Below are 26,426 nucleotides of genomic sequence, written 5' to 3' on the forward strand. Positions count from 1 at the left end.
GCGGTGAAGCGGCGGGAATGATGGCCGGGTCGAAGCGTTGCTCGATCACCGGGCGCAGCACACCATCGACCACCTTGGCGCGGCCCATGTAGTTGGGCAGCATGAGTTGGTTGTCGGCGGCGCGCATGTTCACGCTGCCGTAGATGGTGTCGAGCTGGGCGCCGCGCAGGGCCTTGCTCACCTCGGCGGGCTTGACGCTGCCGGCCTTTTTCACGCCGTCAAACATCACCTGCGCGCCGTTGTAGGCCTGGCCTTCGTTGTCGGTGGGCAGGCGGTTGAACTTGGCTTTCCAGGCCGCGACAAAAGCCTTGTTGCGTGGCGCGTCGATCTCGGGGGTGTAGGCGGTGTTGCCGAAGGTGCCTTCGAGTGCCTTGTCGGTGGCGGTGACCATGAAGTTCTGGATCAGTGCATGGCCGATGAGCTTCTTCGCCGGGATCAGACCGAACTCCTGCGCCTGCTTCACAAACGCGATGGCGTCGCGGCCGGTCTCGGCCACCCAGATGGCTTCGACGTTGGCCGCCTTGAGTTGTGCAATGTAGGGTGAGTAGTCCTTGGTGCCCAGCGGTGCGTACAACGCCAGGGGCACGCTTTTGCCGGCGGCTTCGGCGGCCTTTTTGAACGACTCGCCCGAATCGCGGCCCCAGACGTAGTCGGCGGCCAGCACGGCGAACGACTTTTCTTTCAAGTCCTTGGCCAGCTCGTTGATCATGGCGATGTCCATCGCGTCCGAGTGGTTGGTGCGGAAGCTGCGTGCCTTGCAGGTGTCGCCGGTGAGTTTGTCCGACTTGCTGGCGACCACGAAGTAGGCCGCGTCCCAACGGTCCAGGTTTTGCGCAATGGCCAGCGAGATGGAGGAGGGGATGGCGCCGATCAACAGGTTGTAGCCGTCGCGCGCCATCTTCTCGGCCACACGGCGGCCGGCGTCGGGTGTGCCTTCGTCGTCGCCTGTGGTCACTTCCACCTTGCGGCCGTCAATGCCGCCTTTGGCATTGGCCTCGTCGATGGCGAACTGCACGGCGCGAATCACCTCTTCGCCCTGTTGCGCAAACACGCCTGATTTGGACGACACCAGGCCGACCTTGACCGGCTCTTTGCCCTGGGCCAGCGCGGCCAGCGGCAGTGCGCCCGCGGCGCTGAGGGTGAGTGCGGCCAGCGTGGCCAGGGGCTTCATCTTGAACATGGTTTTGTCTCCTGAATCAAAGAGCCGGAATCGGTCCGGCCACCGTCTTAATCAGATCTGCAGAAAGCGTTTAGACCGTCACGTGTGCTTCCAGGTCGTGCAGGCTGGCCTTGGTGTTGTGTACCGCGCCTTGCGCCACCACCGAGCCCTTGGCCATGGCGCAGTAACGCTCGGCCACACGTACCACCAGGCTCATGTTTTGTTCGATCAGTAGCAGCGCCGTGCCTTGCGCCGCCACCTGGTTGAAGATGTCACTGAGCTGATCGACGATCACCGGTGCCAGGCCTTCTGTGGGTTCGTCGAGCAGGATCAAGGCGGGGTTGGCCATCAGCGCACGGCCCACCGCCAGCATCTGCTGCTGGCCGCCCGACAAAGCCGTGCCCGGCGTGTGCGCGCGCTCTTGCAGAATCGGGAACAGCTTGTAGATTTGGGGCACGCTCCACGGGCCCTTGCGGCCCACGGCGGCGCCGAGTTGCAGGTTCTCCTCGACCGTCAGGTTGGCGACGATGCGCCGGCCTTGCGGAACCACCACCACGCCGTTTTGCGAAGCCAGATAAGGGCGCGGTCGCGGCAAGCTCTTGGCGCCCAGGCGGATGCTGCCGCCACGCAAGCTGGCCAGACCCAGAATGGTGTTGACCACCGTGGTCTTGCCCACGCCGTTGCGGCCTATGAGGGCGACGCGCTCGCCGGGGTTCACCGTCAAGCTCAGGTTGTGCAGGATGTGTGCCGAGCCATAAAAGGCGTTCACATCTTCGAGTTTGAGCAAAGCACTCATTTGTTGACCCCCACGTTCGGCACTTTTGTGTCCTCTCTGTCCCCCAAGGGGGCGTTCGCTGGCTTGAAGCGGTTCTGCGCTGCGCTCATGCTGCGCTCCCCAGATAGGCTTCGCGCACACGCGGATCGGCGCGCACGCTGGCCGGTGCGCCACTGGCGATCACGCGGCCGAGTTCAAATACGGTGACGGCGTCGGAGATGCCGAACACCACGTCCATGTCGTGCTCGACCAGCAGCACCGAAACATCCCAGCGCGAGGTCAAGGCTTTCAGATGTTTCGCCAGGTCGTGCGACTCTTTGACTGACAAACCGGCCATGGGCTCGTCGAGCAGCAGCACACTCGGGCGGCCCACCAGCGCCAGGGCCAGGTCCAGGCGGCGCTGTTCGCCGTAGCCCAGGTCTTCGGCCGTGGCTTCGGCCAGCGCGATCAGGTCCAGCTCTTGCAACACGGCGTCGGCGTCGGCGCTGGAGTCGGCCACCCCCATCTTGTGCGAGGCCAGTTCCACCTGCTGGCGCACCCCCATCTGGCCAAAGATGCTGGTGCGCTGAAAGCTGCGCGACAGACCGCGCATGCGCCGCTGTGTGGCGCCGAGCGCACTCACGTCCTGGCCACCAAGCTTGACCGAGCCACGCGTCAGGCTCACGCGCCCGGTGATGGCGTCTATGACCGTGGACTTGCCGGCACCGTTGGGGCCTATGAGCCCGCGAATCTGCCCACGTGTGAGCGTGAGCGAAACCCCGTCCACGGCCTTGACCCCGCCGTAGTGGATGGCCACGTCGTGTGCTTCCAATACATAGTCCGTCATGTTGTCTCCTTCAAAGCGCGGCCGCAGGTGCATTGCCTGGACCTTGGTCTTGTGTGGTGTTTGCAGCGGGGGTGGCCGCGGCCTTCTGCCCGGCTGCTGTAGCTGCAGGTTTTTTGCGCTGGAACGATTTCTTCAGTGCACCGGCGATGCCGGTGGGCGAAAACACGATCACCGTGATCAGCGCCACACCGAAGATGGCCATCCAGTGGTTGGCGTAGTCGCCCAGAATGTCCTTGGCCAGGAAATACACCACCGCGCCCAGGGCGGGGCCCCACATGGCCTTGTAGCCGCCCACCACCACCATCATCAGCGCCACGCCCGACAGGCTCCAGTGCAGGTTCTCGGGCGAGACGAAGCCGGTGTTCAAGGCCGACAACAAGCCGGCGACCGCCGTGACACCGGCCGACAGGCCGTACACCGCGGCGCGCGGCATCAGGGTGCGGATGCCGATGAAACGCGCGCGTTCCTCGTTGTCGCGCACGGCCTCGGTAATGCTGCCGAAGCGGCTGCGCAGCAACAGGGCCAGCACCAGCATCACCAGCACCAAGGCGGCCCAGCTCAAGAGGAACATGTTGGCCGGCTTGAGCAACAGCGACAGCGGCACACCGAACAGCGTGCTGGGCCAATCGATGTTCATGCCGTCGGCGCCGCCGGTGATGCCGCGTGAGCGCGAGGCCGTGAGAAAGAACATCTGGCCTATGGCCAGCGTGAGCATGCCGAAGGCCACACCGGGCACACGCACAATCACCAGGCCCACCAGGAAGGCGCCCAGGGTGATGCCCAGGAGCGTGAGCACCAGTGCCGCCTCTGCCGGAATGGCTTGGGTCTGCAGCATCAGGCCCACGGCGTAGCCCGAGCCACCGAAGTACAAGGCATGGCCGAAGCTGGCCATGCCGTTCTGGCGCAGCAGCAGGCCCACGCCCAGCGCGAACACGGCGTAGATGATGGCCTGCGTGAGCAGCGACAGCACGGTGCTGGAGGTGACGGTGGCGGCCACGATGGCACCCACCACCACAGCGCCTACAGCGTTGAAGCCGATGCGTTGGATCGAAAACATGTTTGAGAACTCCAGAAGCTTGGGTTAATCAGGTGCGGCTGCCGGCTAATCCAGACGGCTTCCAGATCAGGATGACAACCATGATCACGAAGGGCAGCACGGCGGCCAGGTCGGCGATGTACACCGCGCCCAAGGCCTGCACCATGCCCAGTGCCATGGCGGCGATGAAGGCGCCAACCAGTGAGCCCAGGCCGCCGATCACCACGACCACAAACGAATCGATGATCACGTCCGCGCTCATGGCCGGCGACAGCGACAGGAAAGGTGCGGCCACCACGCCTGCCAAACCCGCGAGCGCACAGCCCAGGCCAACCACACCGGCGCTGAGTGCATCGGTGTTCACGCCCTGCATGGCCGTGGTGGTCGGGTCGGTGCTGGCGGCGCGGACAAACAGGCCTATCCTGGAAAAGCGCAGCCACAGGCTCAGACCCAGTGCCACCATGGCACCCACGGCGATCACACCCAGGCGGTAGGCCGGCAGCGGCGTGCCGAAGAAGTCGATAGAAGTGTTGAGCAGCGCAGGCGCGGCCACCGACAGGTTGCTTTTGCCCCAGATGGTTTGCACGCCGTCTTCTATGATCAGCAGCAGACCAAAGGTGACCAGCACCACGCTCAGCGGGTCGCGGTCCTGCAGCAGGCGAAAGCCGTAGCGGTCGAGCAACACACCAAACAGCGCCATCACCGCCGGTGCCGCTACCAGGGCGACCCAGAAGTTGCTGTAGTTGGCGATCGAATAACCCAGGTAGGCGCCCAGCATGTAGAGCGAGCCGTGGGCAAAGTTGACCACGCGGCGCAGGCCGTAGATCAGCGCCAGGCCCGAGCACATGACCACCAGCAGAGCGCCGTAGACCAGGCCGTTGAACAAGTTGATCGCAAGCATTGTTGTCTCCTCACTTTTTTAAAATCAATCGAGTGCGGGCAGCAGCGACTCGGTGGCACCGAAGGCCGACCAGCCGCCGTCCACCGGCAGCACCGCGCCAGTGACGTAGCTCGCGTGTGGCGAGGCCAGGAAGGCAATCACCTCGGCGATCTCTGCGGGCTCGGCCATGCGGCCCAGCGGTGTGCGGTGGCGAATCGCGGGCGCGTCAACGGCGCCTTTTTCTTCCAGCGCGATGAGTAGTGCTGTGCGCACGTAGCCCGGTGCCACGGCGTTGACGCGTACACCTGCGCGTGCCCACTCGCTGGCCATGGCGCGGGTCATGCCCAACACACCGGCCTTGGCAGCGCAGTAGGCGTTGCGTGCGGGCAGGCCGACGAGGCTGGCGATGGAGCCGAGGTTGACGATGGCGCCGCGAGCGCCCCTGGCCTGGGCCGGCTGCTGCAGCATGTGCCGGGCGACGGCCTGGCTCATGAGAAACGTGCCGCGCAAATGCACGGCCAGCACGCGCTCGAATGCGTCGGCGCCTTGTGTCAGCGTTGGGCCGGTCTGGTCACCTATGCCGGCGTTGTTGACCAGGACGGTTATGCGGCCACACTGCTGCGCGACCTGAGCCATGGCGTTGTCCACACGGTTGGCATCGGTCACGTCGCAGGCGAGGCCAAGGTGTTGGCTGCCGAGTTGTGTTGCGCGCGCCTGTACCGCTTCGGTATGTTGGTCCAGCAGGGCCACGCGGTAGCCGTCGGCTGCCAGGCGCTGTGCGGTGGCCCAGCCAATGCCGTCGGCCGCGCCTGTGACGATGGCGGCGCCGGGGCCGGATGGCGATGTTGCATCAGTTGGCAAGCTTGTCTCCTTGTGGTCTGAAACTTCACACCGGCTGTGGCCGCCGTTGGGGTGTGAAATGTTTTGACGGTGTGGCTGCTGTTGTTTTGCTTGTGGTGCGCCAACCGTCTTGATGGCTGCGAATTTTGGGAGTCGGGACTGTCTCGGCGCTCGACGATTCGGGCCAGCAACAGGACATTTCGTGCACGTCTTGGTGGGTGTTTTCCCCTGGTGCCCTGTGGCTAGACAACATCGTGACCATGACAAAAAATCCTTTAGGCTGCGGCCATCCACACCCCGCAAAAATGCGGCGTGAAGTGTTTGCAAAAACCGGGTGAGGTGGCTTAGGGGGTGGGCTGCGCGAAAGCGCTGGCGCGTGCGCCCGCATGTTTGGCGGCCAGGTAGCCGAACACCAAACCGGGGCCTATGGTGATGCCCGGCGCGGTGTACACGCCGCCCATCATCGATTGCATGTCGTTGCCCACGGCGTAGAGGCCGGGAATGGCTTTGTCGTCTTCGCCGAGCACACAGGCATTGGCATCGGTGGCGAAGCCCGTGGCCGCGCCGATGTCGCCGGGGTACAGGCGTATGGCGTAGAAAGGGCCTTGGGTCAACGCGCCCAGGTTGGGATTTTTTCCGCCGCGTGCGGCGTCGCCAATGTTCTGTTGGTAGGCCGTCACGCCACGCTGAAAGTCGGGGTCTACACCGCTCTGGGCATAGGCGTTGATCTTGGCCACACTGGCGTTTAAACCCGCAGCGTTGATGCCGAGTTTTTGCGCCAGTTCATCCAGGGTGTTGGCCTGGGTGAGATAACCATCGGCTAGAAAGGGCGCCAAACCTTTGCCACCGGGCCGCACCATGCCCATGCCGTAGCGGCGCAGGGCTTCGGCGTCGGCCACCATGAAGGCGGGTACAGCCGGTGTGGTTTTGTGCGCCTGCTGCATGGCCAGGCCAAACAGGTGGTACGAGGTGCTTTCGTTGACGAAGCGCTCGCCGTTCTGGTTCACGGTGAGCATGCCGGGTTTGGCGCGGTCCATCACAAAATGCGGGAAGGACGCGCTGCTGCCATCGGCACGCTTGCGCAGCGAAACCGGCGCCCAGAACGCATGGCTGGCGCCCTGTGTGCCGTAGTGCGCGCCAATCTGTTGCGCCAGTGTGTGGGCTTCGCCGGTGGCCACCGGGGCGGTGGGCGACCACTCGGCCGGCACACCCGGAATCATCTGTGCGCGCAGCTGTGCATGGCGGTTGAAGCCGCCGCTGGCCAGCACCACGCCGCCGTTCACGCTCACCGTGCGGCGCTGGCCCTCCTGCATCAACAGCACCGATTCGATGCCACGTGTGTGCTCCAGGCTGCGCCCCAGTTTGCCAACCGAGGTGTTCAGCAGCAGCGAGACATTGCTGCGCTTGGACAGCGAATACAACAGTCGCCCGACCAGGGCGTTGCCCATCACCAGGCGGGTGCCGCGTGGGTGGCTTAGCCGGTCGAGGCCGTGGCGCGTGATCAGCTTCAGCGCGTGTTTGAAAGACGCCATCGACTTGCCCAGTGCGAGCAGGTGGTTGATGTCGGTGCGGTCCACCATCATGCCGCCGAGCACGGTGAATTCTGGAATTGGCGGGCGCACGAGTTTGAACAGATCGCCCAGCAGGCGGCCGTCAAACGGCAGCGGCTCCAAGGCGCGGCCGTTGAGTGTGGAGCCGCCCAGGTCGGAGATGTAGTCGGGGTGTTTGGCGTAGGGCCGGTAGTGGACTTCGGAGTGGTCTTCCATCACGTCTACCGCTGCTTTGCCGTTGTCCAGAAAAGCCTGGCGCAAGGCGCGTGGGCTGTGTTCACCCACGGCGTTGTCCAGGTAACGCGCCGCCTCGGCCAGAGTGTCCTGGGGGTTGACCTTGGCGGCGTGGCGCGTGCCGGGAATCCAGGTGGTGCCGGCCGAGTATGCGGTGGTGCCACCGACGTATTCGGTACGCTCCACCAGCAGTACCTTTTGGCCGTCAATCGCGGCAAACAAGGCCGCCGCCATGCCGGCGCCGCCGGCGCCAATCACCACCAGGTCGAACGATGCTGCTTCGGGAAGGGCGGCGAGGGAGGAGAGGATTTGCATGCTCATGTTTCAGTAGTAGACGCCGCTGCTGGGGCCGCGGCTGGTTGGGTGGACAAACAGCGTGGAACTGGTTTGGCCAGACCACAGGTGTTGCCCCTGCAAGGGGGTTGGCGGAGCGACACGTTGTGCACGCTGGGGCCTAGGGCAAGGCGTGACAGGTCCGGCGTGCGCCGCGTTTGCTCGTGTTCCTCGTTAGAGCAGGAAGTCCACCATCAGGTCGCGCACACGCGCAAACATGTGGCTGCCGGTCATGGTGTGGCAGCCTTTGGCGCGGGCGGCGGCGATCAGTGGTGTCACGGCCGGTGCGGTGATCACGCAGCCGACGAACATGCTGGCCGTGAGGCGCTCCACGTCCAGTGGGTAGGGGTCGTGGGCCTGCATGCCGACGGGTGTGGCGTTGACCACCACGTCAAATCCTGTCGGGTCGGCGCTGCCGTGGCTTACCGGGCAGCGGCCCAGGCCGGCAAGCCGGTCGACCAGTGTGCTGCGGCGCTGGTCGTTGTCATCAAAAATGGCCAGCTCGCGCACACCGGCCATCACCAGCGCGTGGGCGATGGCTGAGCCCGCACCGCCCGCGCCCACCAGCAGCACTTTCTTGCGCTCCGGGGCGCAACCGTTGTCGCGCAGCGCGGCGACAAAGCCCAGACCGTCGAACATGTCGCCATGCCAGGTGCCGTCAGCATTGCGGCGCATGGTGTTGACGGCGTGCAAAAAGCTGGCGCGTTCGGTGGTGGTGGTGCACAGATCGAAGCAGGCGAACTTGTGTGGCACGGTGACGATGACACCATCCACATTGTGTGCCAGCGACACACCTGCCAACCAGGTCGCCAGGTCGGCCGGCGCCACATGGGCCGGCATCACATAGGCGTTGTGGCCGCGGTCGTGGAAGGCCTGGCTCACGCCCTGGGGTGATTTCACCTGGGCAATGGGGTCGCCGACGATGAAGTGCACTCGGCTGGCGCCGCTGAGTGGCTCCTTCAGGGGCTCTGTTTTCAGCGAGGAGATGGAGGTCGGGTTCAAAACGGTTGTCATGTGTCTGCCCTGGTTTGTCTCAATGATTGGCAGTTTATATAAAACTGGAATACTATTCAACTATAGAACAAAGTTTTATTTAAGAATAGAATTTCGACAAACCATGACGGAGAGCCACCATGAACGGTGTTTTGGAGCGAACCCTGGGCATCCTGGAGATGTTGTCGCGTCACGGCGAAGGCCTGGAGATGGCCACCTTGGCCGATCAGTTGAATATTCCGCGCAGCGCGGTGCACCGACTGCTCGGCGACCTGCAGCAGTTTGGTTATGTGCGGCAAACCCGTGAACACGGCGACTATGTGTTGACCACCAAACTGGTGTCGCTGGGGCTGAGCTTCCTGGGCAACTCGGGCATCAGCGATGTGGCGCAGCCACTGCTGGACCGCCTGGCCAACGTCTCCGGTGAACTGGTGCGCCTGGCGGTAGTGGACGGCAACCGGCTGACCTGGGTGGCGCGCGCCCAAGGCGCTCGCCAGGGCTTGCGCTACGACCCCGACATGGGCAGCGAGGCAAGGCTGAGTTGCTCGTCCAGCGGCATCGCCTGGTTGTCGGCCTTGGCGGATGAAGAGGCGCTGGCCCTGGTGGCTCAGCAAGGCATAGGCCCGCCCGAAGCCTATGGCCCGAACGCCGCCGCCAGCCTGCAGGAAGTGTTGGCCCAAGTGCAGGCGGCGCGGACACGTGGCTACAGCCTGACGGAAGAAACCTATACCGCAGGCCTGAACGCCATGGCCGTGCCGGTGGGCCTGCCGGGCGAGCCGCCGCTGGGGGCGATCACGGTGGCGGGCCCGACCGTGCGCTTCACCCGCGCCCGCATGCTGGCCCTGGCCCCCGAGTTGTTGGCCGTGGCCGCTGAGTGCGCCAAGGCCAGCCTGGCCTCGCCGTTTTTTAACCACGCCCTGGAGCGCCCACGCGCTGCCGCAAACAGTGTGCCCATTTATGCAGAATGAAGTGGTTTGTGATCTGCTGGTCATAGGCTCGGGTGCGGGTGGGCTGGCCACTGCGGTGACGGCTGCGCACCTGGGCTTGAAGGTGCTGGTGGTGGAGAAAGAGGCGCAGTTTGGTGGCACCACCGCATGGTCTGGCGGCTGGATGTGGATCCCGTGCAACCCATTGGCGGTGTCGGCGGGCCTGGTGGAGGATGTGGCGCGGCCGTGGTCTTACCTACAGCATGAGTTGGGGGCGCAATTCGACGCCCAGCGCGCGGATGCCTACCTTGCGGCGGGTCCGCGCATGGTCACATTTTTCAAGACCCACACGGCGCTGCAGTTTATCGACGGCAATGCCATTCCCGACTTCCATGGCCGCACCACGGATGCCGCCCAGGGCGGACGTTCGATCTGTGCCGCGCCGTTTGACGCGCGTCGGCTCGGCCGCAAAGTGGCCTTGCTGAAGCCGCCGCTGCCGGAAACCACCTTGTGGGGCATGGGCATTGCCTCGGGCGCGGAGCTACGTCACTTCCTGAATGCGCTGCGCAAGCCCGCGTCGTTCTGTTATGTGAGCCGGCAGGTGCTGCGTTATGCGCGTGACCGGCTGTTGTATGGCCGGGGCATGCGCCTGGTCAATGGCAACGCCCTTGCCGCAGGTCTGGCGGCCTCGGCATGGGAGGCGGGTGTGGAGATACAGCTGAACAGTCCGGCGCGTGATCTGCTGGTCGAGCAGGGCCGGGTGACGGGCGCCGTCATCCGCAGCCCGCAGGGTGATGTGAGCGTGCGCGCCACACGTGGTGTGGTGCTCGCCTGTGGTGGTTTTCCATTCGACGCGCTACGCCTCAAGCAACTGTTGCCCCACGCGCCCACCGGGGTCGAGCATTGGTCCGCCGCCGCGCGCGGCAACACCGGTGATGGCCTGCGCATGGGCGAAGCCGCAGGCGGCGCGGTGGCGCGCGACCTGGCACAAGCGGCCGCGCTGGCGCCGGTGTCGCTGGTGCCGCGGCGCGATGGCAGCGTGGCGCATTTTCCGCACCTGATAGAGCGCGGCAAGCCCGGGCTGATCGCGGTCACCCCCAGCGGCCAACGCTTTGTCAACGAAGCCGACTCCTACCACGACTTCATGCGCGGCTTGCTCGCGGCCACGCCCGCGGGCGAGCCCGTGCAAGCCTGGTTGCTGTGTGACCACGCCTTCATCCGCCACTACGGTCTGGGTGCCGTGAAACCGGCTCCGCTGCCCATGCGCGCCATGCTGCGTAACGGCTACCTGAAGCGCGGCGCGAGCCTGGCCGCATTGGCCCGTGCCTGCGGCATCAACAGCGATGGCCTGCAGGCCACGGTATTGCGCTACAACGCCATGGCCCAGGCCGGCCGCGATGCAGATTTCGCCAAAGGCGAAACCGCCTACAACTGCATGCAGGGCGATGCTGCTGCTGGCTGGCCCAACGCCTGTATGGCGCCGCTGGCGCGTGGCCCGTTTTACGCGGTGCGGGTGGTGCCGGGCAGCCTGGGCACGTTTGCCGGGCTCAAGACCAATACACAGGCCCAGGTGCTGGATGCGCAGAACGCGCCCATCGCCGGTTTGTACGCCGTGGGCAACGACATGAACAGCCTGATGGGCGGCCACTATCCCAGCGGCGGCATCACCTTGGGGCCGGCGATGACGTTTGGCTTTATTGCCGCACACCACGCAGCCCACAGAAGTTTATGAAAAAGAGGCCGCTGAGGCTTGGCCAATCAGCGCAAGCCGCTGCGAATTGAATAGCAAACATTTTTGAACATCACATCAAGGAAGCCCCATGTTTTACGAACTTGCCACCATGACCCTGCCTTTTGGCACTGCCGCCCAGGCCGCCAACCAGGTGCAGGCCTTTAGCACCGCCGCCGAGGCTGGCGGTGAGTTGCTCGCCTGCTGGTTCACCGACATAGGTGCGCTGAACCAGATGCTGGTGTTGCGTGGCTTCGATGACCTGGCGGCGCTGCAGGCCGAGCGCAGCCGCACGCAAAAAAGCGCCGACCCGTTTGGCTGCGGCGGCCTGTTCCAAAGCCTGGAGATGCACAGCTACGAGGGCTTTGGCTGGATGCCACCGGCGCGGCCCACGGCCGCATCCGGCATCAGCGGCCCGGTGTATGAAATCCGCACCTATGGCATCAAGCCCGGCGGTGTGCAGGCCACCATAGACCTGTGGCAGCAATACCTGCCGGCACGCGAAAAAATCTCGCCCTGTGTGCTGGCCATGGTGGCACTCGATGGCCCGCTGCGCTTCACCAACATCTGGGCCTACTCCACGCTGGATGCGCGCAGCCAGGGCCGCGCCGACGCGGTGGCGCAAGGCATCTGGCCACCCAAGGGTGGCCCGGCCAATCTGACGACGAATATGTTGTCGACGATTGCCTTGCCCACGGCGGTGTCGCCTATGAAGTGAAGGGCGCCGCAACGGCAAAGTTTGTCAGGGCCCCGGCCAACCCGCGTCCAGCGAAGCCTGTGTCACGCGTTCGGCCAGAAAGTCCAGCAACACGCGCACGCGTGCCGGCAAGCGCCCCGGCTTGCCCAGGTAGACCGCGTGTATGGGGGCACGGTCGCCGGGGTTGAAGTCTTCCATCACGGCCACCAGCCGGCCCGCATCGATATCGGCCTGCATGTGGTAACGCGAAAGCCGTACCAGACCCACACCGCTGATGGCCAGACGGCGCAGGGTTTCGCCATCGGCCGCACGCACGCTGCCCTTTACCGGCAGGTGTTCCATCTTGCCGGCCACACGCAGCGGCCAGTCCGGCGCGTTGCGGCGGTAGCTGGAGCCTAGCCGGTTGTGTTGCGCCAGCGTCTCCACGCTGTGCGGTGTGCCGTGGCGTGCAAGGTAGTCCGGCGAGCCGACGATGGCCAACGCGGTGTCACCCAAGCGGCGTGCCACCAGGCCGGAGTCGGGCAACTCGCCCCAGCGCACGGCGACATCGGTGCGCTCGTCCATCAGGTCGACCACACGGTCGGTGAGCGCAATGTCCAGCGTCACCTCGGGGTATAGCGCCAGAAAATCCGGCACCAGCGGCAACAACACACTCAGGCCCACGGGCAGGCTGGAGTTCAGGCTCACCCGGCCACGCGGCGCGGCAGCGGCGGCGGCACCACGTTCGGCGTCCAGCATATCGGCCAACACCAAGACGCTGCGCTCGTAGAAGGCGTTGCCCTCGGCTGTGAGCTGCAGCTTGCGGGTCGAGCGGTGCACCAGTTGCACACCCAGGCGCGCCTCCAGCCGCAGCACCAGTTTGCTGATGGCCGAAGGTGTCATACACAAATGACGCGCCGCGGCCGAGAAGCCGCCGCGTTCGACGATTTGCACAAAGGCTTCCATTTCGCCGGAGCGATTGACTTCGTTGCGTGGCATGCCGCGTGACCCGGGTGAAGGATGTGATCTGTGAATTGAAGTCACAAATCTACTTCTTTTTGGGCCGCTAGTCGCGCCCAGGGTTTATCCCCATCATTCAGTCCATCATGTCTATTGCACTCCTTGCCCTCACCGCCGGCGCCTTTGGCATCGGCACCACCGAATTCGTCATCATGGGCCTGCTGCAGCAGGTCGCGGCGGATCTTCAGGTTTCCATCACGGCCGCCGGTCTGCTGATCTCGGCCTACGCTCTGGGTGTTGCTGTTGGCGCGCCCGTGCTGACCATTGCCACGCGCCGCCTGCCGCGCAAAACCGTGCTGCTGGCGCTGATGGTGATCTTCACGCTGGGCAACATCGCCTGTGCGCTGGCGCCCAATTACGCCTTGCTGATGGCCGCACGTGTGCTGACCTCGCTGGCGCACGGCACCTTCTTCGGTGTGGGCGCGGTGGTGGCCACAGGTTTGGTGGCGGCCGAACGCCGCGCTTCGGCCATCGCCATCATGTTCACCGGCCTGACGGCGGCCACGGTGCTGGGTGTGCCCGCGGGCGCCTGGCTGGGTTTGCACTACGGCTGGCGCGCCACCTTCTGGGCGGTGGCAGCGGTGGGTGTGGTGGCGCTGCTGGTGTTGGCCATCTTTGTGCCGCGCAGCCAGCAGGCCGAGCCCACGGTGGCCTTGCGCGACGAACTGGCGGTGCTGGCCCGGCCACAGGTCTGGCTGGGCCTGGGCATCACGGTGTTTGGTTTTGCGGGGGTGTTGGCGGTGTTCACCTACATCCAGCCGCTGCTGACCGAGCTGACCGGTTTGTCTGCCGCAGCCGTCTCGCCGGTGCTGCTGGTGTTTGGCGGCGGCCTGGCCGCGGGCAATCTGCTGGGCGGGCGCCTGGCCGACCGGGCGCTGATGCCCGCGCTGCTGGGCTCTCTCGCGGCCTTGGCTGTGGTGTTGTTCGCCATGCCCTTGGCGATCTACACACCGGTGGCGGCGGTTGTTTTCATGGGTGTGCTGGGCGTGGTGGCGTTCGCCACCGTGGCGCCGCTGCAGATGCGGGTGCTGGAGCAGGCCAGTGGCGCCGGGCAAAACCTGGCATCGAGCTTGAACATTGCGGCCTTCAACCTGGGCAACGCCCTGGGCGCCTGGATGGGCGGGGTGGTGATTGCGCAGGGCCCCGGCCTGGCCGCCTTGGGCTGGGTGGCCGGCCTGCTGACCCTGGTGGGCCTGGTGTTGACCTGGTGGAGCCGTGCGCTGGAGCGCCCACGTAGTGCTTTGGCCGGTGTGTAAGCACCTTACTTCTCGCTTTATTCTGAAAGACAGTCATGGAATACCGTTATCTCGGCCGCTCGGGTTTCAAGGTGCCCGCACTTGGTTTTGGCGCGGGCACGTTCGGCGGCAAGGGCCCGCTGTTCAGCGCTTGGGGCAATACCGGCGACGCTGGTGCGCGCCGCATCGTGGACATGAGTCTGGACGCGGGCTTGAATCTGTTCGACACCGCCGACGTTTATTCAGACGGCGCCTCGGAAACCATACTCGGCAGCGCGCTCAAGGGCCGCCGGCAGCAGGCCATCATCTCGACCAAGCTGTCGCTGCGCAGCGGTGCCGGGCCGAATGATGTTGGCTCTTCACGCCACCATTTGCTTGAGGCCACACACGCCGCATTGAAGCGGCTCGACACCGACTACATCGATATCTTGCAGTTGCACGCGTTTGACGCCATGACGCCGGTGGAGCAGGTGTTGCAGACACTGGACGACCTGGTGCGTGCGGGCAAGGTGCGCTACTTAGGCGTGTCCAACTTCTCGGGCTGGCAGTTGATGAAGTCGCTGTCGGCATCCGACCGGCTGGGCCTGCAGCGCTACGTGGCCAACCAAACCTATTACTCGCTGATCGGCCGCGACTACGAGTGGGAACTGATGCCGCTGGGCATGGACCAGGGTGTTGGCGCCATCGTCTGGAGCCCGCTGGGCTGGGGGCGGCTCACCGGCAAGATACGCCGCGGCCAGCCGCTGCCTGAAGGCAGCCGCCTGCACGCCACCGCCAGCTCTGCACCGCCGGTCCACGATGAACATTTGTACCGTGTGGTCGATGCCATGGATGTGGTTGCCGAGGAAACCGGCAAGTCCTTGCCGCAGATCGCCTTGAACTGGCTGCTGGCGCGGCCCACCGTGGCCAGTGTGCTGGTGGGCGCACGCGACGAAGCGCAGTTGCAAGAGAACCTCGGTGCCTTGGGCTGGCAGCTCAGCGCCGAGCAACTCGCACGTCTGGATGCGGCCAGCCGGCTCACGCCGCCGTACCCGTATTACCCGTATTGGAACGGGCAGTTCAGCGAACTCAGCGCGCCGCCGGCGTAGGCGCGGCAGGCGGATTTCCTCACGCGCGCTTGAGGGCCAGCCGCACCTTTTCGATCAAGGCGTTGCGCACCGGCGAGCCTGCGCTGTTGCTGTTGTAGGCGGCGTAGATCTTGAACGTGGGCGCCCGCTGGATAGGGCGAAACGCGAGTTTCTCGCTGGTCCAGGCGCGGGCGGTCAGGTTGTCCACGATGGCAATGCCCGCGCCGCTGGCCGCGAGTGATGACGCCAATTGACCCGAGCGGACTTCGATACGCGCATCGCCGCCCAGGCCATGTTCTTGGCGCCAGGTGTCTATGAGCCGGCCCTGGGGCGTGTCGGCGCTGAAGCCTATGATGGGCTCGTGCAACACGTCGCGTGCGCTGATGCTGCGCTTGGCCTGCAGCGCATGGCCCGCCTGGAACACGCAGGCCAGCGACCATTCACCTATGGCTTGTGCCTGCAGCAGGGCGTGCTCAATGGGCAGGGTGGACAGCGCGACATCGGCTTCGCCGCGCGCCAGTTGCGCCACCATGTCGCGCACCAGCAGCGCTTCTACGTACAAACGCACCTGCGGAAATTTCTGCGCCACCTCGGCTACGGCCTGGGGCACGGCCTCCAGTGACAGGCTGGGGCTGGCCAGCACCCGCAGCGTCTGCCCGCCGCCGTGTTTCAGTGCCTGGGCGGCATCGTCTATGCGCTGCACACCACGGTAGACCTGCTCCACCGTGTCGTACAAAAACTGCGCCTCGGACCTGGGCCTGAGCTTGCCTTTGACACGGTCGAACAACTGCACGCCGAGCTGGAGCTCGATGTGCGCCAACATGCGGCTGATGCCGGGCTGCGAAACATGCAGCAGCCGGGCCGCGTCGGTGACCGAGCCGGCCATCATCACGGCGCGAAAAACTTCGATCTGGCGGAGGTTCATGGCAGAGCAGAGAAAGTCTTGGTGAATAACATGATGTTATGTGAAACAGAAATATTGGTATTTGCCGCATGGCTTAGGCCTGCCTAGCATTTGCGTTATCAATAACAGGAGACAAGCCCATGCGTGTGCCGCAAGCCATTCCCGGATTCCAACTTTCACGTCGCGACAGCCTGCGCCTTTTGGCCTCGGGGGCCGCGCTGGCGGGGCTAGGCCTGACCGCGTTGCGCCCTGCACATGCTGCACAGGCCTGGCCTGCCAAGGCGCTGCGCATCATTGTGCCGTTCGCGCCCGGCGGTGGTGCCGATGGCTCGGCACGTGTGTTGGGCGAGGCGCTGGCGCCGCAGCTCGGCCAAGCCGTGATCGTCGACAACAAGCCCGGTGCCGGTAGCGCCATCGGTGTCGCCGCCGCACTGCAGAGCCGCGATGGCCATACCCTGCTGATGGGCAGCAACAGCATGGTCATCAACCCGTTCTTGAACCCCGCAGCCAAATACGATGTGACGCGCGACTTTGATGCCGTGGGCATGGTGTCGTCTCAGCCCCTGGTGTTGGTGGTGCCCGCCGCATCGGCTCTCAAGTCGGTGAAGGACGTGGTGGCCCATGCCAAGGCCAAGCCCGATGAACTGAGCGCCGGCAACAGCGGCACCGGCACCCTGGCGCACATCGCGTCTGAATCCTTTGCCGCGCAGGCGGGCATACAACTGACACCGGTCGCCTACAAGGGCGAAAGCGCGCTGATGCCGGACCTGATCTCCGGGCAGGTGTCGCTTGGCTTCTTGAACCTGCCCAGTGTGCTGACTCACATCAAGTCGGGCCGGCTGCGTGCGCTGGCCGTGTCGTCGGCCCAGCCCGTGAGCGACTTGCCTGGCGTGCCCACGCTGGTATCGCAGGGCTACCCGACGATGGAGTTCGAGGGCTGGGCCACGCTGGTTGCGCCCAAAGGCAGCATTCCGCCGGAAGGCCTGGCCCGGCTGCAGGCCTTGCTGAGCGCAGCGCTGGAGTCTGACGCCGTACGCAAACGCTTCACAGCCTTGGGTGTGGCGCCCATGGTCCGCAGCCAGCAGGCGACCGGGCAGTTCCTCAAGGAAGAGTCCGAGCGCTACGCCGCCATCATCAAATCGCGCAACATCAAAGTCGACTGAAATGCAAACTCTTGGATCCATGAATACCGACGTGCTGGTCTGTGGGGGAGGTGTGGCCGGAACCATCGCCGCCGTGGCGGCAGCGCGGCAGGGCGCACGTGTGTTGCTGGTGGAACGATATGGCTTTCTGGGAGGCAATGCCACGGCCGGTGCGGTGGCGCAGTTCAACAGCTGGCAGACCGAAGCCGGGCGGCGCGTGGTCGCGGGCCTGGCGCAAGAGGTGGTGGACCGGCTGCGTTCTTACGGTGCGGCGGCGGCGCACGATGTGTTTGTGATGTCCACTGGCCACACCATGGACCGCGTGGAGTACGCCCCCGAGGTGCTCAAGCTGGTGCTGGACGACATGGTGGCCGAAGCCGGGGTGCAAACACTGCTGCATGCCAGTGTGCTCGATGTGGTGTGCCAGGGGCCGCGCATAGAGGCGGTGCAGGTGCTCACCAAGGGCGGTGTGTTGCGCCTGGAGGGGCGTGTGGTGATCGACGCCTCTGGCGACATTGACGTGCTGCACCGAGCGGGTGCCCGCTTCCTGGAACTGGGGAGTAACGAGGCGCTGCAGCCGGCAACCATGATGTTCCGCTTCGGCCCGGTGGACACGGCGCGCTTCCAGGCGCTGACGCCGGGTGAACTGAGCACGCTGGCCGCGCGTGGTTACGCACAGGGTGCTTTGGCGCGCGCTGCGCTGCATGCCGCGCGCGACCCGTTCTCCAGCGACTACTGGTTCAACATCAGCCGCCTGGCCATCGATGCGACCGACCCCTTTGCACTGAGCCAGGCCGAGATCGAAGGGCGGCGCCAGGCCTGGCGTGCCTGCCAGTATTTACGTACCCAAGTGCCGGGCTGCGAAGCCGGCCAATTGCGCCAGTTCGCCACCCAGGTCGGCGTGCGTGAAACCCGTCGTGTGTACGGCGAACATGTGCTCACCGCAGAAGAGTTGTTGGCGCCGGCCCAGTTTGACGACGCGATTGCTGCAGGCGCCTACCCTATCGACATCCACCCCGCATCCGGCGGCGAGCTGATCTATCGCCCGCTGGGCAAGGAACACGCCTACCAGATCCCCTACCGCAGCCTCATCCCGCTGGGCCTGTCCAATGCACTGGCCGCGGGGCGCGGGGTCTCGGCCACACACGATGCGCTGGCCGCGATCCGGGTCATGACCATCTCCATGGCCGTGGGCCAGGCCTGCGGCACGGCTGCTGCGTTGGCAGCGGCCAAAGGGGGGGCAGACGTGCGCAGCGTGTCGGTCGACGGCCTGCGTACCCTGCTGGCCGACGCGGGGGCCTGCCTGCAGTAAAGCGCATGCGCCCACCCGGTCGTCAAGAAATCGACCAAAGGCTTTAAACCGCCTGGTGCAAGCTGGCCAGATTGGTGGCGCGTATCAAGCGTGTCTCCTGCGCGGTGATCAAGTGGCCCGAGGCCTGCAGATAGGCGGCAAAGTCGGGATGCAGATCACGCGCGCGGCAGCGCCGCTCGTAGTCGGCCAGGTCGTCGTAGCCCCAGAGGTGGACAAACTGGTTTTGCGGCCCCACCAGGCTGGTGTAGAAGCCTATGGGGTGGCCCAGCGTCTGCAGCAGGATGGGCATCGCCAGGCGGTCGAACACCTCGACAAACTCGGGCATCTTGCGCAGCGCAATGGTGTAGATGCGGTGGTCGACCAGCGGCTTGCTCATGTAGTGCACGTTGTTCATGCTGGGGCTCCTGCAAGGTCTGCAATGTGGTTGCCGGTCACAAAGCCGAAGGTCATGTTCGGCCCGTGGGTAATGCCCGCGCCGGGGTAGTTGCCGCCCATGATGCTGGCGCGGTCGTTGCCCACGGCGTAGAGCCCGGCGATCGACGTGCCGTCGCGCTTGAGCACCTCGCCGACCACGCTGGTCTTGATGCCGTCGAAGGTGCCCAGGTCACCCATCACCACCTTCACCGCATAAAACGGCCCTTGGGCAACCGGCGCCACACAGGGGTTGGGCTGGTGCGCCGCATCGGCGAGGTAGCGGTTGAATGAGGTGCTGCCGCGCTGGAACTGCAGGTCCTGCCCCTTGGCCGCGCCGGGGTTGTAGGCGTCCACCGTGGCGCGCAGGCCGGCGGCGTCGATGCCGGCATGGCGCGCCAATTCTTCCAGCGTGTCGCCCTTGATCAGGTAGCCGTTGCGCAAATGTGGGCCCAGCGGCATGGGGGCGGGTTTCACAAAACCCAGGCCGTATTTTCCCAAGGTGGTTTTGTCACACACCAGCCACATGGCGGTTTCTTGCTCACCGGCACAGGCGCGTATGAGTGCGGCACCCACATCGTGGTACGAGTTGGATTCGTTGGTGAAACGACGGCCATTACGCAGCACACCAATCACGCCGGGTTTGTAGCGGTCCAGCAGATGCGGAAACACGCCGACCTCGCCCTTGCCGTACGGCACGCGCGACACAGGCATCCACGCAGCTGAATCACCAAAGCGGATGTCGGCCGAGGCGCCCAGGTCTTCGGCCAAGCGCACACCGTCGCCGGTGTTGCCCAGCGGTGTCGGCGAAAGATGTTCGCCGCCGCGCTGCACATGCGGATAGGCCTGGGCGATGCGCTTTACGTCCTGCGGAAAACCGCCACAGGCCAGCACCACGCCATGGCGCGCGGTAAGGGTGCGAGTGCCGGCTTGCCCGCTGACCTGCACACCCATGGCACGGCCCTCTTGCATCACGATGTCACGCACCGGGCTGCTGGTGAAGATGGGAATGCCCAGCTTCAAGGCCGAGGCCGCCAGCCGTGCGGCGAGTGCGTTGCCACTGGTCACGTTGATGCCACGGCGGTACAGCAGCAGCTCCTTCATGTGGGTGAGCAGGCGCCTGGCCACGTAGACAAAAGAGGTCAGCGACTTGGTGGCCTGGAAGAAATGCTTGAGGTCGGCATTCGAGGAGTTGAACATCATGCCCATGAAGGTGATGGTCTTGAGCGGCGGTTTCAGCCGCGGCATGTCCTTGCCCAGGCCACGGATGTCGTAGGGCGCGGCCAGGATGGAGCGGCCCACGTCCACGCCGCCTGCCACATCGGGGTGGTAGTCGGGGTAGAGTGTGGGCACGAACTGCATCTCGGTCTCGCGCTCGAAGAATGCCACCATCTTGGGGCCGTTTTCCAGGAAGGCTTGGATCGCGGCCTCGTCGTAAAAGGCGCCGGTTTCGCGGCGCATGTAAGTGTGTACCGCATCCAGTGTGTCGGCCGCGTTCTGCTTGCGGCCATGCGGGCCCAGCGGGATCCACAACACCCCGCCCGAGAGCGCGGTGGTGCCGCCAAACACCGGTTCTTTTTCCAGCACCACCACATCCAAGCCGCGTTTGCGCGCGGTGATGGCGGTGGCCAGACCGGCCGCGCCGGAGCCGACGACAATCAGGTCGTATGTGTTCTTTGCGTTCATCTGGTGTGTCTCCGTCAGCCTTGCGCGGTGGCATTGAAACCGGGGCGGGGCACCATGTCCATGAGCATGGAGCTCATGCCGCCGTCCACCAGCAACTCGGCACCGTTGACATAGGCCGAACGTGGGCTGGCCAGGAACAGCGCCACGTCGGCGATGTCTTGTGGCTCACCCACACGCCGGCTGGCGGTGACGGCCGCGCGTTTGGCCTCAAAGCCCGGCTCTTCGTAGAACTTGGCCGAAAGTGCTGTGCGAATCATGCCGGGGCAGATCACATTGCTGCGCACACCTTCGGCGCCCCATTCGACAGCCATCTGGCGCGACAGCAATAACACGCCCGATTTGCTGGCGCTGTAGGCGCCGCTGCGCGCTTGTGGAAAACATGCCGAGATCGATGCGACGTTGACGATGCTGCCAACACCAGCGGCACGCATGGGTTTGGCAAAAGCCCGCGCGCACAACAGATAACCGGTGAGGTTGACGGCCAGCACCGCGTTCCAATCGTCCAGGCTCACGCTGTCCAGATCACCCGCGCGCAGAAAGCCCGCGTTGTTCACCAGGGCGTGGCAATCACCCCATGCGGCTTGGACTTTTGCGGCGGCTTGGGCGACGCTGGATTCGTTCGATGTATCACACGCCACGGCCAGCGCGCGGTGGCCCTGTATGGTCAGTTTGTGGGCCAGGATCTCGCAGCCTGCGACGTCGCGGTCGAGCAGGGCCACGGCCGCTCCAGCCTCTGCAAAGCTACGCGCCACGGCCGCACCAATGCCACTGGCCGCACCCGTGACCACACACACTTTTTGGGCCAGGCCCAACCAGTGATTGTTCATTCTTGTCTCCTTTGGTATGGGCTTTATTCTGGTTTTCCAGCCCGGTTTTCGGATTGACGATTCACGCCAAGGATTGGACAATTCGTGCATCCGGTGACGGTGGAGCGAGATATGGTCAGAAGCATCCCCAACTACGCGCTGTATGGCGACCAGGCGCAGCCGGGCTGGTCCAACTCATTCAATTTCGAGTGGATTCCACAGCGTTCGGCGCCTTACAACTGGGAGATCCAGCCGCATGTGCACGATGCGTTTATCCAGTTGCTGTACCTCACACACGGCGCAGTGACGCTGCAACTCGACAACGTGCGCCAACAGGTGTCGGCACCGTGTTTGTTGCTGGTGCCGGCAGGCACGGTGCACAGCTTTCACTTCGAGCGCGACACCGATGGACCGGTGATCACGGCCACACAAAAGCCGCTCGAATCCTTGGCGGCGGTGGTGATGCCCGAGTTGGTGGCGACGATTCGCACACCCACGGTGGTGGCGCTGGACGCGACCACGCGTTACACCGAGGCCTTGATGCCCTTGTTCCTGGCGGTGGAACAGGAATCGCGTATCCATGCCCGCGGCCAGGTGGCAGCGGGCATGTCGCTGCTGACCGCGTTGCTGGTGCAGGTCTCGCGCATTTGCGATAGCCGCCAGCCCGCAGCCATGCCCGTGCACTCACGCAAGGCTGCGCAGATCGAACGTTTTCGGGCGTTGGTGGATGCGCGCTTTCGCACGCGGTGTTCGGTGGAATCGTATGCCGATGAACTGGGGGTGACGCCGGGCCAACTCACACGCCTTTGCCGTGAAGTGTTGGGCATGTCCAGCCTGGATGTGATCAATGCGCGGGTGATGCACGAGGCACAGCGTGACCTGGTGTATTCCATCACCAGCATCCAGCAACTGGCGGCGCTGCTGGGCTTTGAGGACGAAGCCTACTTCAGCCGCTTCTTCCGCAAACACAGCGGCCAGACGCCCAAGGAGTTTCGGCGGCTGGCGCTGGAGCAGATGGCACAGGCGGAAGCCGGCGCCGGCAAGGGCTGAGTGTGCTCAGCCTTCCGCCGCCGCAAAGTGGCGTGTGGCCATGGTCGCCATGGTGGATGCGATCAGCGGCTTGAAACCCATCTGGTCGAGCACATCACGCTGCAGGTCTATGCCCGGGGCGATCTCAAACAACTCTATGCCGGCGGCTGTGAGACGGAAGCTGGCGCGTTCGGTCAGGTACAAAATCTCTTGCCCGCGCAGCAAGCCCTGAGGCCCGCTGTAGGTGATCTGCTCCACCTGCGGCACCAGCTTTTGCACCTGGCCTTGCTGCAGTACCTGCAGTCGACCATGGCCGGTGGCCAGCTTCACACCCTTGGCCGACAAGGTGCCGCAGAACACCACCTTGCGCGCGTTCTGTGCAATGTCGATGAAGCCACCGGGGCCCACGGTCAGGCCGCCCAGGCGTGACACATTGACGTTGCCCTGGGCATCAAATTCGCCAAAGCCGAGAAACGCCACGTCTAGCCCGCCACCGGCGTAGAAATCGAACTGCGTGGCCGCATCCAGCATGGCGCTGGCGTTGCGCGCGTAGCCGAACAACACACCGTCCATCAAGGTGCCGCCGTAGGTGCCGTGTTCAATGGTTTGGTAGATGCGGTCCATCTGCCCGCGTTTGGCCAGCAACTTGGCCACGGCATCGGGCACACCCACGCCGTAGTTCACCACCGGGCGCGCCTTGCCGGTATTGAACAACTCCTCTGCCGCACGCCGCGCAATCGCTTGGCGTTCGCTGAAGGCTTCAGCCGCTACCGCGTTTTCGGCCGCATGGTCGGCGCGTTCGCTGGCCAGGCGCGCCTCACCCGTGAGTTCACCACTGAAGGCCGGGTCGAACGGAATGGCATAACTGGTTTGCTGCTGCGGGTCGACCACCACGGCGTCGACCCAGGCCGCGGGAATACGCACCTCGCGTGCGCGCAAGGCACCACGTGGCAGGCGTTCCTTCACTTGCACGATGACCTTGCCGCCGCTGGTGCGTGCGGCCAGCGCCAGCGATTGTGCGTCCAGGTTGGCGGCCTCGTGTTCAAAGCTGATGTTGCCGTCTTCGTCGGCCGCACTCGCGCGCACCAGGGCGACGTTGACCGGAAAGGGTTTGTAGCGCAGGTATTCACGGCCGTCGATGTGGGTGACTTCGGCCAGGTCTTCTTTTGCACTCTGGTTCATCTTGCCGCCGCCCAGGCGCGGGTCGCACACCGTGCCCAGGCCCACATGGGTGAACAGGCCGGGCCGGGCTCCGCCAATCTCGCGCAGCAGTTGTGACGACACGCCACCCGGCAGGATGTAGGCCTCGATCTTTTCCTGCTCGGCCAGTTGCTGCATCGCCGGCGACCACACCCAGTGGCCGCCGATTACGCGCTTGACCAAACCCTCGTGTGCAAAGCAGTTCATGCCCTTGCTCTTTTTGTCGCCAATGCCCAGCGCGTGGACCACGGTCAGCCGTTTGGGGCTTTGTGTGGACAGGTAACGCGCCTGCACGGCTTCAAACAAATGGCTGGCTTCCATCAAGCCGCCGCCGCCGCCCATCAGGGCCACGGTGTCGTTGTCGAGTATCAGTGCCACGGCGTCTGCGGCCGTCATGAATTTGGAGGTCATCACGGGCGCCTCTTAACGGTTCAACTCAAACAGCGCCGCGCCTTTTTTCATCACCGTCTTGGCGATCACGCTGCGGTGGATTTCGCTGGTGCCGTCGAAGATGCGGTAGATACGTGCGTCGCGGTAGTAGCGTTCGATGGGCAGTTCCTTGCAGAAACCCATGCCGCCAAAAATCTGCACCGCGCGGTCGACCACGCGACCCAGGGTTTCAGCGGCGTGCACTTTGACCATGGCGATGTGGGTGCGCGCGTCCATGCCCTGGTCAATCATCCAGGCGGCGTGCAACACCATCCAGCGTGCGGCGTTGATCTCGATCACGCTGTCGGCCAGCATCTGCTGGATCATCTGGAAGTCGCCTATCTTCTGGCCGAACTGCTTGCGTTCGTTGGCGTATGCGTTCATCAACTCCAGCACATGGCTGGCCTTGCCCACGGCGCGCGCGCCGACTTGCGCCAGGCGCACCACGTTGAGCGCACCCATGGCCAGCTTGAAGCCCTGGCCTTCGGCGCCGAGCAGGGCCAAGGGCTCCAGCGGCACGTTGTCGAAGAAGAGTTCGATGTGTGGTGTGCCACGAATGCCCATCATCTTCTGGTCCTTGCCTATGGTGAAGCCGGGCAGGCCCTTGTCGACCATGAACATGGAGATTTCTTTCTCACCCGCTGCATTGTGTGTGAGGGCCGAGACCAGAAAGAAGTCGCTCCATTCACCGTCGCTGATGAAGTGTTTGCTGCCGTTGAGCAGCCAGCCAGTGTCCGTTTTCTTGGCGTGGGTCTTGATGCCTTGTGCGTCCGAGCCCGCACCCGATTCGGTGATCGCAATGGCGCAGGTGCGTTTGCCCTCGACGGTGGGCGTGAGCCAGCGCGCGATCTGCTCACCCCGGCATTCGAGTATGGGTTCGTAGACGTTGCCAAATGCGCGGCGGATCAGGATGTCGGTGGTGTGGCCAAACTGCTCTTCACACAGTATGCGGTCCACGGCCGACAGGCCGCCACCGCCGAGTTCGGCCGAGATGTTCATGGCGTAAAGGCCGAGCGCCTTGGCCTTTTGGTGCACGGCTTGGGCCTTGGCTTGTTCCAGATAGCCCTTTTCTTCCACCTCGTCTTCTAGCGGCTTGAGTTCCTCCCTGATGAAGCGACGCACGGTGTCGATCATCATTTTTTGTTCATCGTTGAGTTCAAAGTTCATGTCTGCTCCAGAGAGAAATACGGAAGAGGGGGAAGGGCTGGGCTGTCTCGGCACAGCTTGGCATTGCTTAGAATGGCGCGATCGTAGTCAAAAGTGGAATTGAATTCAAGTATTGAATTAAATTCTTATTTATCGGACAATTCCAAACATGACGCTTGTGCCGGTTCATCCTGTAATCTCTCTGCCCAGTGAAATTGCTATCCACCTTGACCCCACTGGAAACCCATGAACGGAATACTGGAACGAACCCTAGGCATCTTTGAATTGCTGGCGGCGCAAAGCGACGGCATAGAACTGGCGGCCATTGCCGATGCCCTGGACATTCCGCGCAGCGCCGTGCACCGGCTGCTGACCGACCTGGTGCGCTGCGGCTACGTGCGCCAAAGCCGTGAGCACGGCGAATACATGCTCACCACCAAGCTGGTGTCGCTGGGCCTGAGCTTCCTGGGCAATACCGGCATCGTTGACGTGGCGCAACCACTGCTCGACCGCTTGGCCGAGATTTCCGGTGAACTGGTGCGCCTGAGCGTGGTGGACGGCTCGCGCCTGACCTGGGTGGCGCGTGCACAAGGGGCACGCCAAGGCTTGCGCTACGACCCGGACATGGGCAGCGACGCTCAAATCAGTTGCTCGTCATCCGGCCACGCCTGGATGCTGGCCCTGACCGACGAAGAGGCTCTGGCCCTGGTGGCGCAGCAAGGCCTGGGCGCACCCGGCCAGTTCGGCCCGAATGCCCCGACGACGCTGCAGGCGGTGCTGGAGCAGGTGCAGGCCGCACGCCAGCGCGGCTACAGCATGACACACGACACCTACACCGCCGGCCTGAGTGCCATGGCCGCGCCCGTACGCCTGCCCGGCCAGCCGCCCATGGGCATCATCAGCATCGCCGGGCCCAGCGCTCGTTTCACTGAAGAACGCATGCTGGCGCTGGCGCCGCAGTTGCTTGATTTCGCTTCGCAGATGGCGGCGGCCAGCCGGGCATCGCCATTTTTCAACCGCCGACCGCCAGCAGCGGGCCGGCAACCCATCTACGCGCCGTAACAACGCTGTTCGGCATTACA

Annotated in this window: 24 protein-coding genes; 9 read left to right on the forward strand and 15 right to left on the reverse strand. The window is 64.5% G+C overall.

The genetic code is table 11. The features are described from left to right. The 8 genes from ACFQ95_RS18945 to ACFQ95_RS18980 all read right to left on the reverse strand — a co-directional run. A partial coding sequence (locus tag ACFQ95_RS18945; RefSeq protein WP_422833443.1) for an ABC transporter substrate-binding protein occupies window positions 1-1,180 on the reverse strand: 1,180 nt, incomplete at its 3' end. A 70-nt stretch (window positions 1,181-1,250) separates the two neighbouring features. Continuing rightward, window positions 1,251-1,955 (reverse strand): ABC transporter ATP-binding protein, encoded by a 705-nt coding sequence (locus tag ACFQ95_RS18950; protein WP_422833445.1) that lies wholly within the window; start codon window positions 1,953-1,955, stop codon window positions 1,251-1,253. A gap of 85 nt (window positions 1,956-2,040) precedes the next feature. Beyond that, window positions 2,041-2,760, reverse strand: coding sequence for an ABC transporter ATP-binding protein (locus ACFQ95_RS18955; RefSeq protein ID WP_422833447.1), 720 nt, complete (start codon window positions 2,758-2,760; stop codon window positions 2,041-2,043). Window positions 2,761-2,770: 10 nt separating this feature from the next. Further along, window positions 2,771-3,817 (reverse strand): branched-chain amino acid ABC transporter permease, encoded by a 1,047-nt coding sequence (locus ACFQ95_RS18960; RefSeq protein WP_422833448.1) that lies wholly within the window; start codon window positions 3,815-3,817, stop codon window positions 2,771-2,773. A gap of 28 nt (window positions 3,818-3,845) precedes the next feature. Further along, complete coding sequence (locus ACFQ95_RS18965) at window positions 3,846-4,697, reverse strand: branched-chain amino acid ABC transporter permease (RefSeq protein ID WP_422833449.1); 852 nt, start codon at window positions 4,695-4,697, stop codon at window positions 3,846-3,848. A 24-nt stretch (window positions 4,698-4,721) separates the two neighbouring features. Beyond that, window positions 4,722-5,537: an SDR family NAD(P)-dependent oxidoreductase gene (locus tag ACFQ95_RS18970; RefSeq protein WP_422833451.1), complete on the reverse strand. Its 816-nt coding sequence runs from the start codon at window positions 5,535-5,537 to the stop codon at window positions 4,722-4,724. A 323-nt stretch (window positions 5,538-5,860) separates the two neighbouring features. Then, window positions 5,861-7,615, reverse strand: coding sequence for an FAD-dependent oxidoreductase (locus ACFQ95_RS18975; protein ID WP_422833569.1), 1,755 nt, complete (start codon window positions 7,613-7,615; stop codon window positions 5,861-5,863). Window positions 7,616-7,807: 192 nt separating this feature from the next. Then, window positions 7,808-8,647, reverse strand: coding sequence for a shikimate dehydrogenase family protein (locus tag ACFQ95_RS18980; RefSeq protein ID WP_422833453.1), 840 nt, complete (start codon window positions 8,645-8,647; stop codon window positions 7,808-7,810). A 119-nt stretch (window positions 8,648-8,766) separates the two neighbouring features. Between ACFQ95_RS18980 and ACFQ95_RS18985 the strand changes: the two genes are divergently transcribed. The 3 genes from ACFQ95_RS18985 (at window position 8,767) to ACFQ95_RS18995 (ending at window position 11,999) form a co-directional block, all read left to right on the forward strand. Continuing rightward, entirely contained in the window at window positions 8,767-9,594 is an 828-nt protein-coding gene (locus ACFQ95_RS18985; RefSeq protein WP_422833454.1) for an IclR family transcriptional regulator, read from the forward strand. Then, entirely contained in the window at window positions 9,584-11,284 is a 1,701-nt protein-coding gene (locus ACFQ95_RS18990) for an FAD-dependent oxidoreductase (RefSeq protein ID WP_422833455.1), read from the forward strand. The genes ACFQ95_RS18985 and ACFQ95_RS18990 overlap by 11 nt, the downstream gene beginning before the upstream one ends. An 88-nt stretch (window positions 11,285-11,372) precedes the next feature. Continuing rightward, window positions 11,373-11,999, forward strand: a complete 627-nt coding sequence (locus ACFQ95_RS18995) for an NIPSNAP family protein (RefSeq protein ID WP_422833457.1) — start codon at window positions 11,373-11,375, stop codon at window positions 11,997-11,999. 24 nt (window positions 12,000-12,023) lie between these two features. Here ACFQ95_RS18995 and ACFQ95_RS19000 read toward each other — a convergent pair whose 3' ends face one another. Further along, on the reverse strand, window positions 12,024-12,956 hold the full coding sequence (locus ACFQ95_RS19000; RefSeq protein WP_422833459.1) for a LysR family transcriptional regulator: 933 nt from the start codon (window positions 12,954-12,956) through the stop codon (window positions 12,024-12,026). Window positions 12,957-13,063: 107 nt separating this feature from the next. Between ACFQ95_RS19000 and ACFQ95_RS19005 the strand changes: the two genes are divergently transcribed. Then, window positions 13,064-14,233, forward strand: coding sequence for an MFS transporter (locus ACFQ95_RS19005; RefSeq protein ID WP_422833461.1), 1,170 nt, complete (start codon window positions 13,064-13,066; stop codon window positions 14,231-14,233). 35 nt (window positions 14,234-14,268) lie between these two features. Further along, a complete protein-coding gene (locus ACFQ95_RS19010) occupies window positions 14,269-15,300 on the forward strand; it encodes an aldo/keto reductase (protein ID WP_422833463.1) in 1,032 nt (343 codons plus the stop codon). 19 nt (window positions 15,301-15,319) lie between these two features. On the opposite strand, the gene ACFQ95_RS19015 is transcribed toward ACFQ95_RS19010, so the two are convergent. After that, window positions 15,320-16,204: a LysR family transcriptional regulator gene (locus ACFQ95_RS19015; protein ID WP_422833465.1), complete on the reverse strand. Its 885-nt coding sequence runs from the start codon at window positions 16,202-16,204 to the stop codon at window positions 15,320-15,322. A 119-nt stretch (window positions 16,205-16,323) separates the two neighbouring features. Here ACFQ95_RS19015 and ACFQ95_RS19020 point away from each other — a divergent pair, with 119 nt between their 5' ends. Beyond that, window positions 16,324-17,346 (forward strand): Bug family tripartite tricarboxylate transporter substrate binding protein, encoded by a 1,023-nt coding sequence (locus ACFQ95_RS19020; protein ID WP_422833467.1) that lies wholly within the window; start codon window positions 16,324-16,326, stop codon window positions 17,344-17,346. A gap of 1 nt (window position 17,347) precedes the next feature. Continuing rightward, window positions 17,348-18,637, forward strand: a complete 1,290-nt coding sequence (locus ACFQ95_RS19025) for an FAD-dependent oxidoreductase (RefSeq protein ID WP_422833469.1) — start codon at window positions 17,348-17,350, stop codon at window positions 18,635-18,637. A gap of 43 nt (window positions 18,638-18,680) precedes the next feature. On the opposite strand, the gene ACFQ95_RS19030 is transcribed toward ACFQ95_RS19025, so the two are convergent. Genes ACFQ95_RS19030 through ACFQ95_RS19040 form a run of 3 tightly spaced genes read right to left on the reverse strand, consistent with a single transcriptional unit; the run spans window position 18,681 to window position 21,561 of the window. Continuing rightward, window positions 18,681-19,031, reverse strand: coding sequence for an NIPSNAP family protein (locus ACFQ95_RS19030; protein WP_422833470.1), 351 nt, complete (start codon window positions 19,029-19,031; stop codon window positions 18,681-18,683). Beyond that, a complete protein-coding gene (locus tag ACFQ95_RS19035; RefSeq protein ID WP_422833471.1) occupies window positions 19,028-20,734 on the reverse strand; it encodes an FAD-dependent oxidoreductase in 1,707 nt (568 codons plus the stop codon). The genes ACFQ95_RS19030 and ACFQ95_RS19035 overlap by 4 nt, the downstream gene beginning before the upstream one ends. 14 nt (window positions 20,735-20,748) lie before the next feature. Further along, window positions 20,749-21,561 (reverse strand): SDR family NAD(P)-dependent oxidoreductase, encoded by an 813-nt coding sequence (locus ACFQ95_RS19040; protein ID WP_422833473.1) that lies wholly within the window; start codon window positions 21,559-21,561, stop codon window positions 20,749-20,751. A gap of 111 nt (window positions 21,562-21,672) precedes the next feature. Between ACFQ95_RS19040 and ACFQ95_RS19045 the strand changes: the two genes are divergently transcribed. Next, window positions 21,673-22,590, forward strand: a complete 918-nt coding sequence (locus tag ACFQ95_RS19045; protein WP_422833475.1) for a helix-turn-helix domain-containing protein — start codon at window positions 21,673-21,675, stop codon at window positions 22,588-22,590. A 6-nt stretch (window positions 22,591-22,596) separates the two neighbouring features. Here ACFQ95_RS19045 and ACFQ95_RS19050 read toward each other — a convergent pair whose 3' ends face one another. Both ACFQ95_RS19050 and ACFQ95_RS19055 read right to left on the reverse strand, forming a co-directional pair. Further along, entirely contained in the window at window positions 22,597-24,180 is a 1,584-nt protein-coding gene (locus tag ACFQ95_RS19050) for an acyl CoA:acetate/3-ketoacid CoA transferase (RefSeq protein ID WP_422833476.1), read from the reverse strand. A 12-nt stretch (window positions 24,181-24,192) separates the two neighbouring features. Beyond that, complete coding sequence (locus tag ACFQ95_RS19055; RefSeq protein WP_422833478.1) at window positions 24,193-25,365, reverse strand: acyl-CoA dehydrogenase family protein; 1,173 nt, start codon at window positions 25,363-25,365, stop codon at window positions 24,193-24,195. Window positions 25,366-25,590: 225 nt separating this feature from the next. On the opposite strand from ACFQ95_RS19055, the gene ACFQ95_RS19060 reads away from it, so the two are divergent. After that, on the forward strand, window positions 25,591-26,406 hold the full coding sequence (locus tag ACFQ95_RS19060; protein ID WP_422833480.1) for an IclR family transcriptional regulator: 816 nt from the start codon (window positions 25,591-25,593) through the stop codon (window positions 26,404-26,406). The last annotated feature ends 20 nt before the right edge of the window (window positions 26,407-26,426 follow it).

It is taken from the genome of Variovorax sp. HJSM1_2 (assembly GCF_049316285.1).
GTDB lineage: Bacteria > Pseudomonadota > Gammaproteobacteria > Burkholderiales > Burkholderiaceae_C > Rhodoferax_B.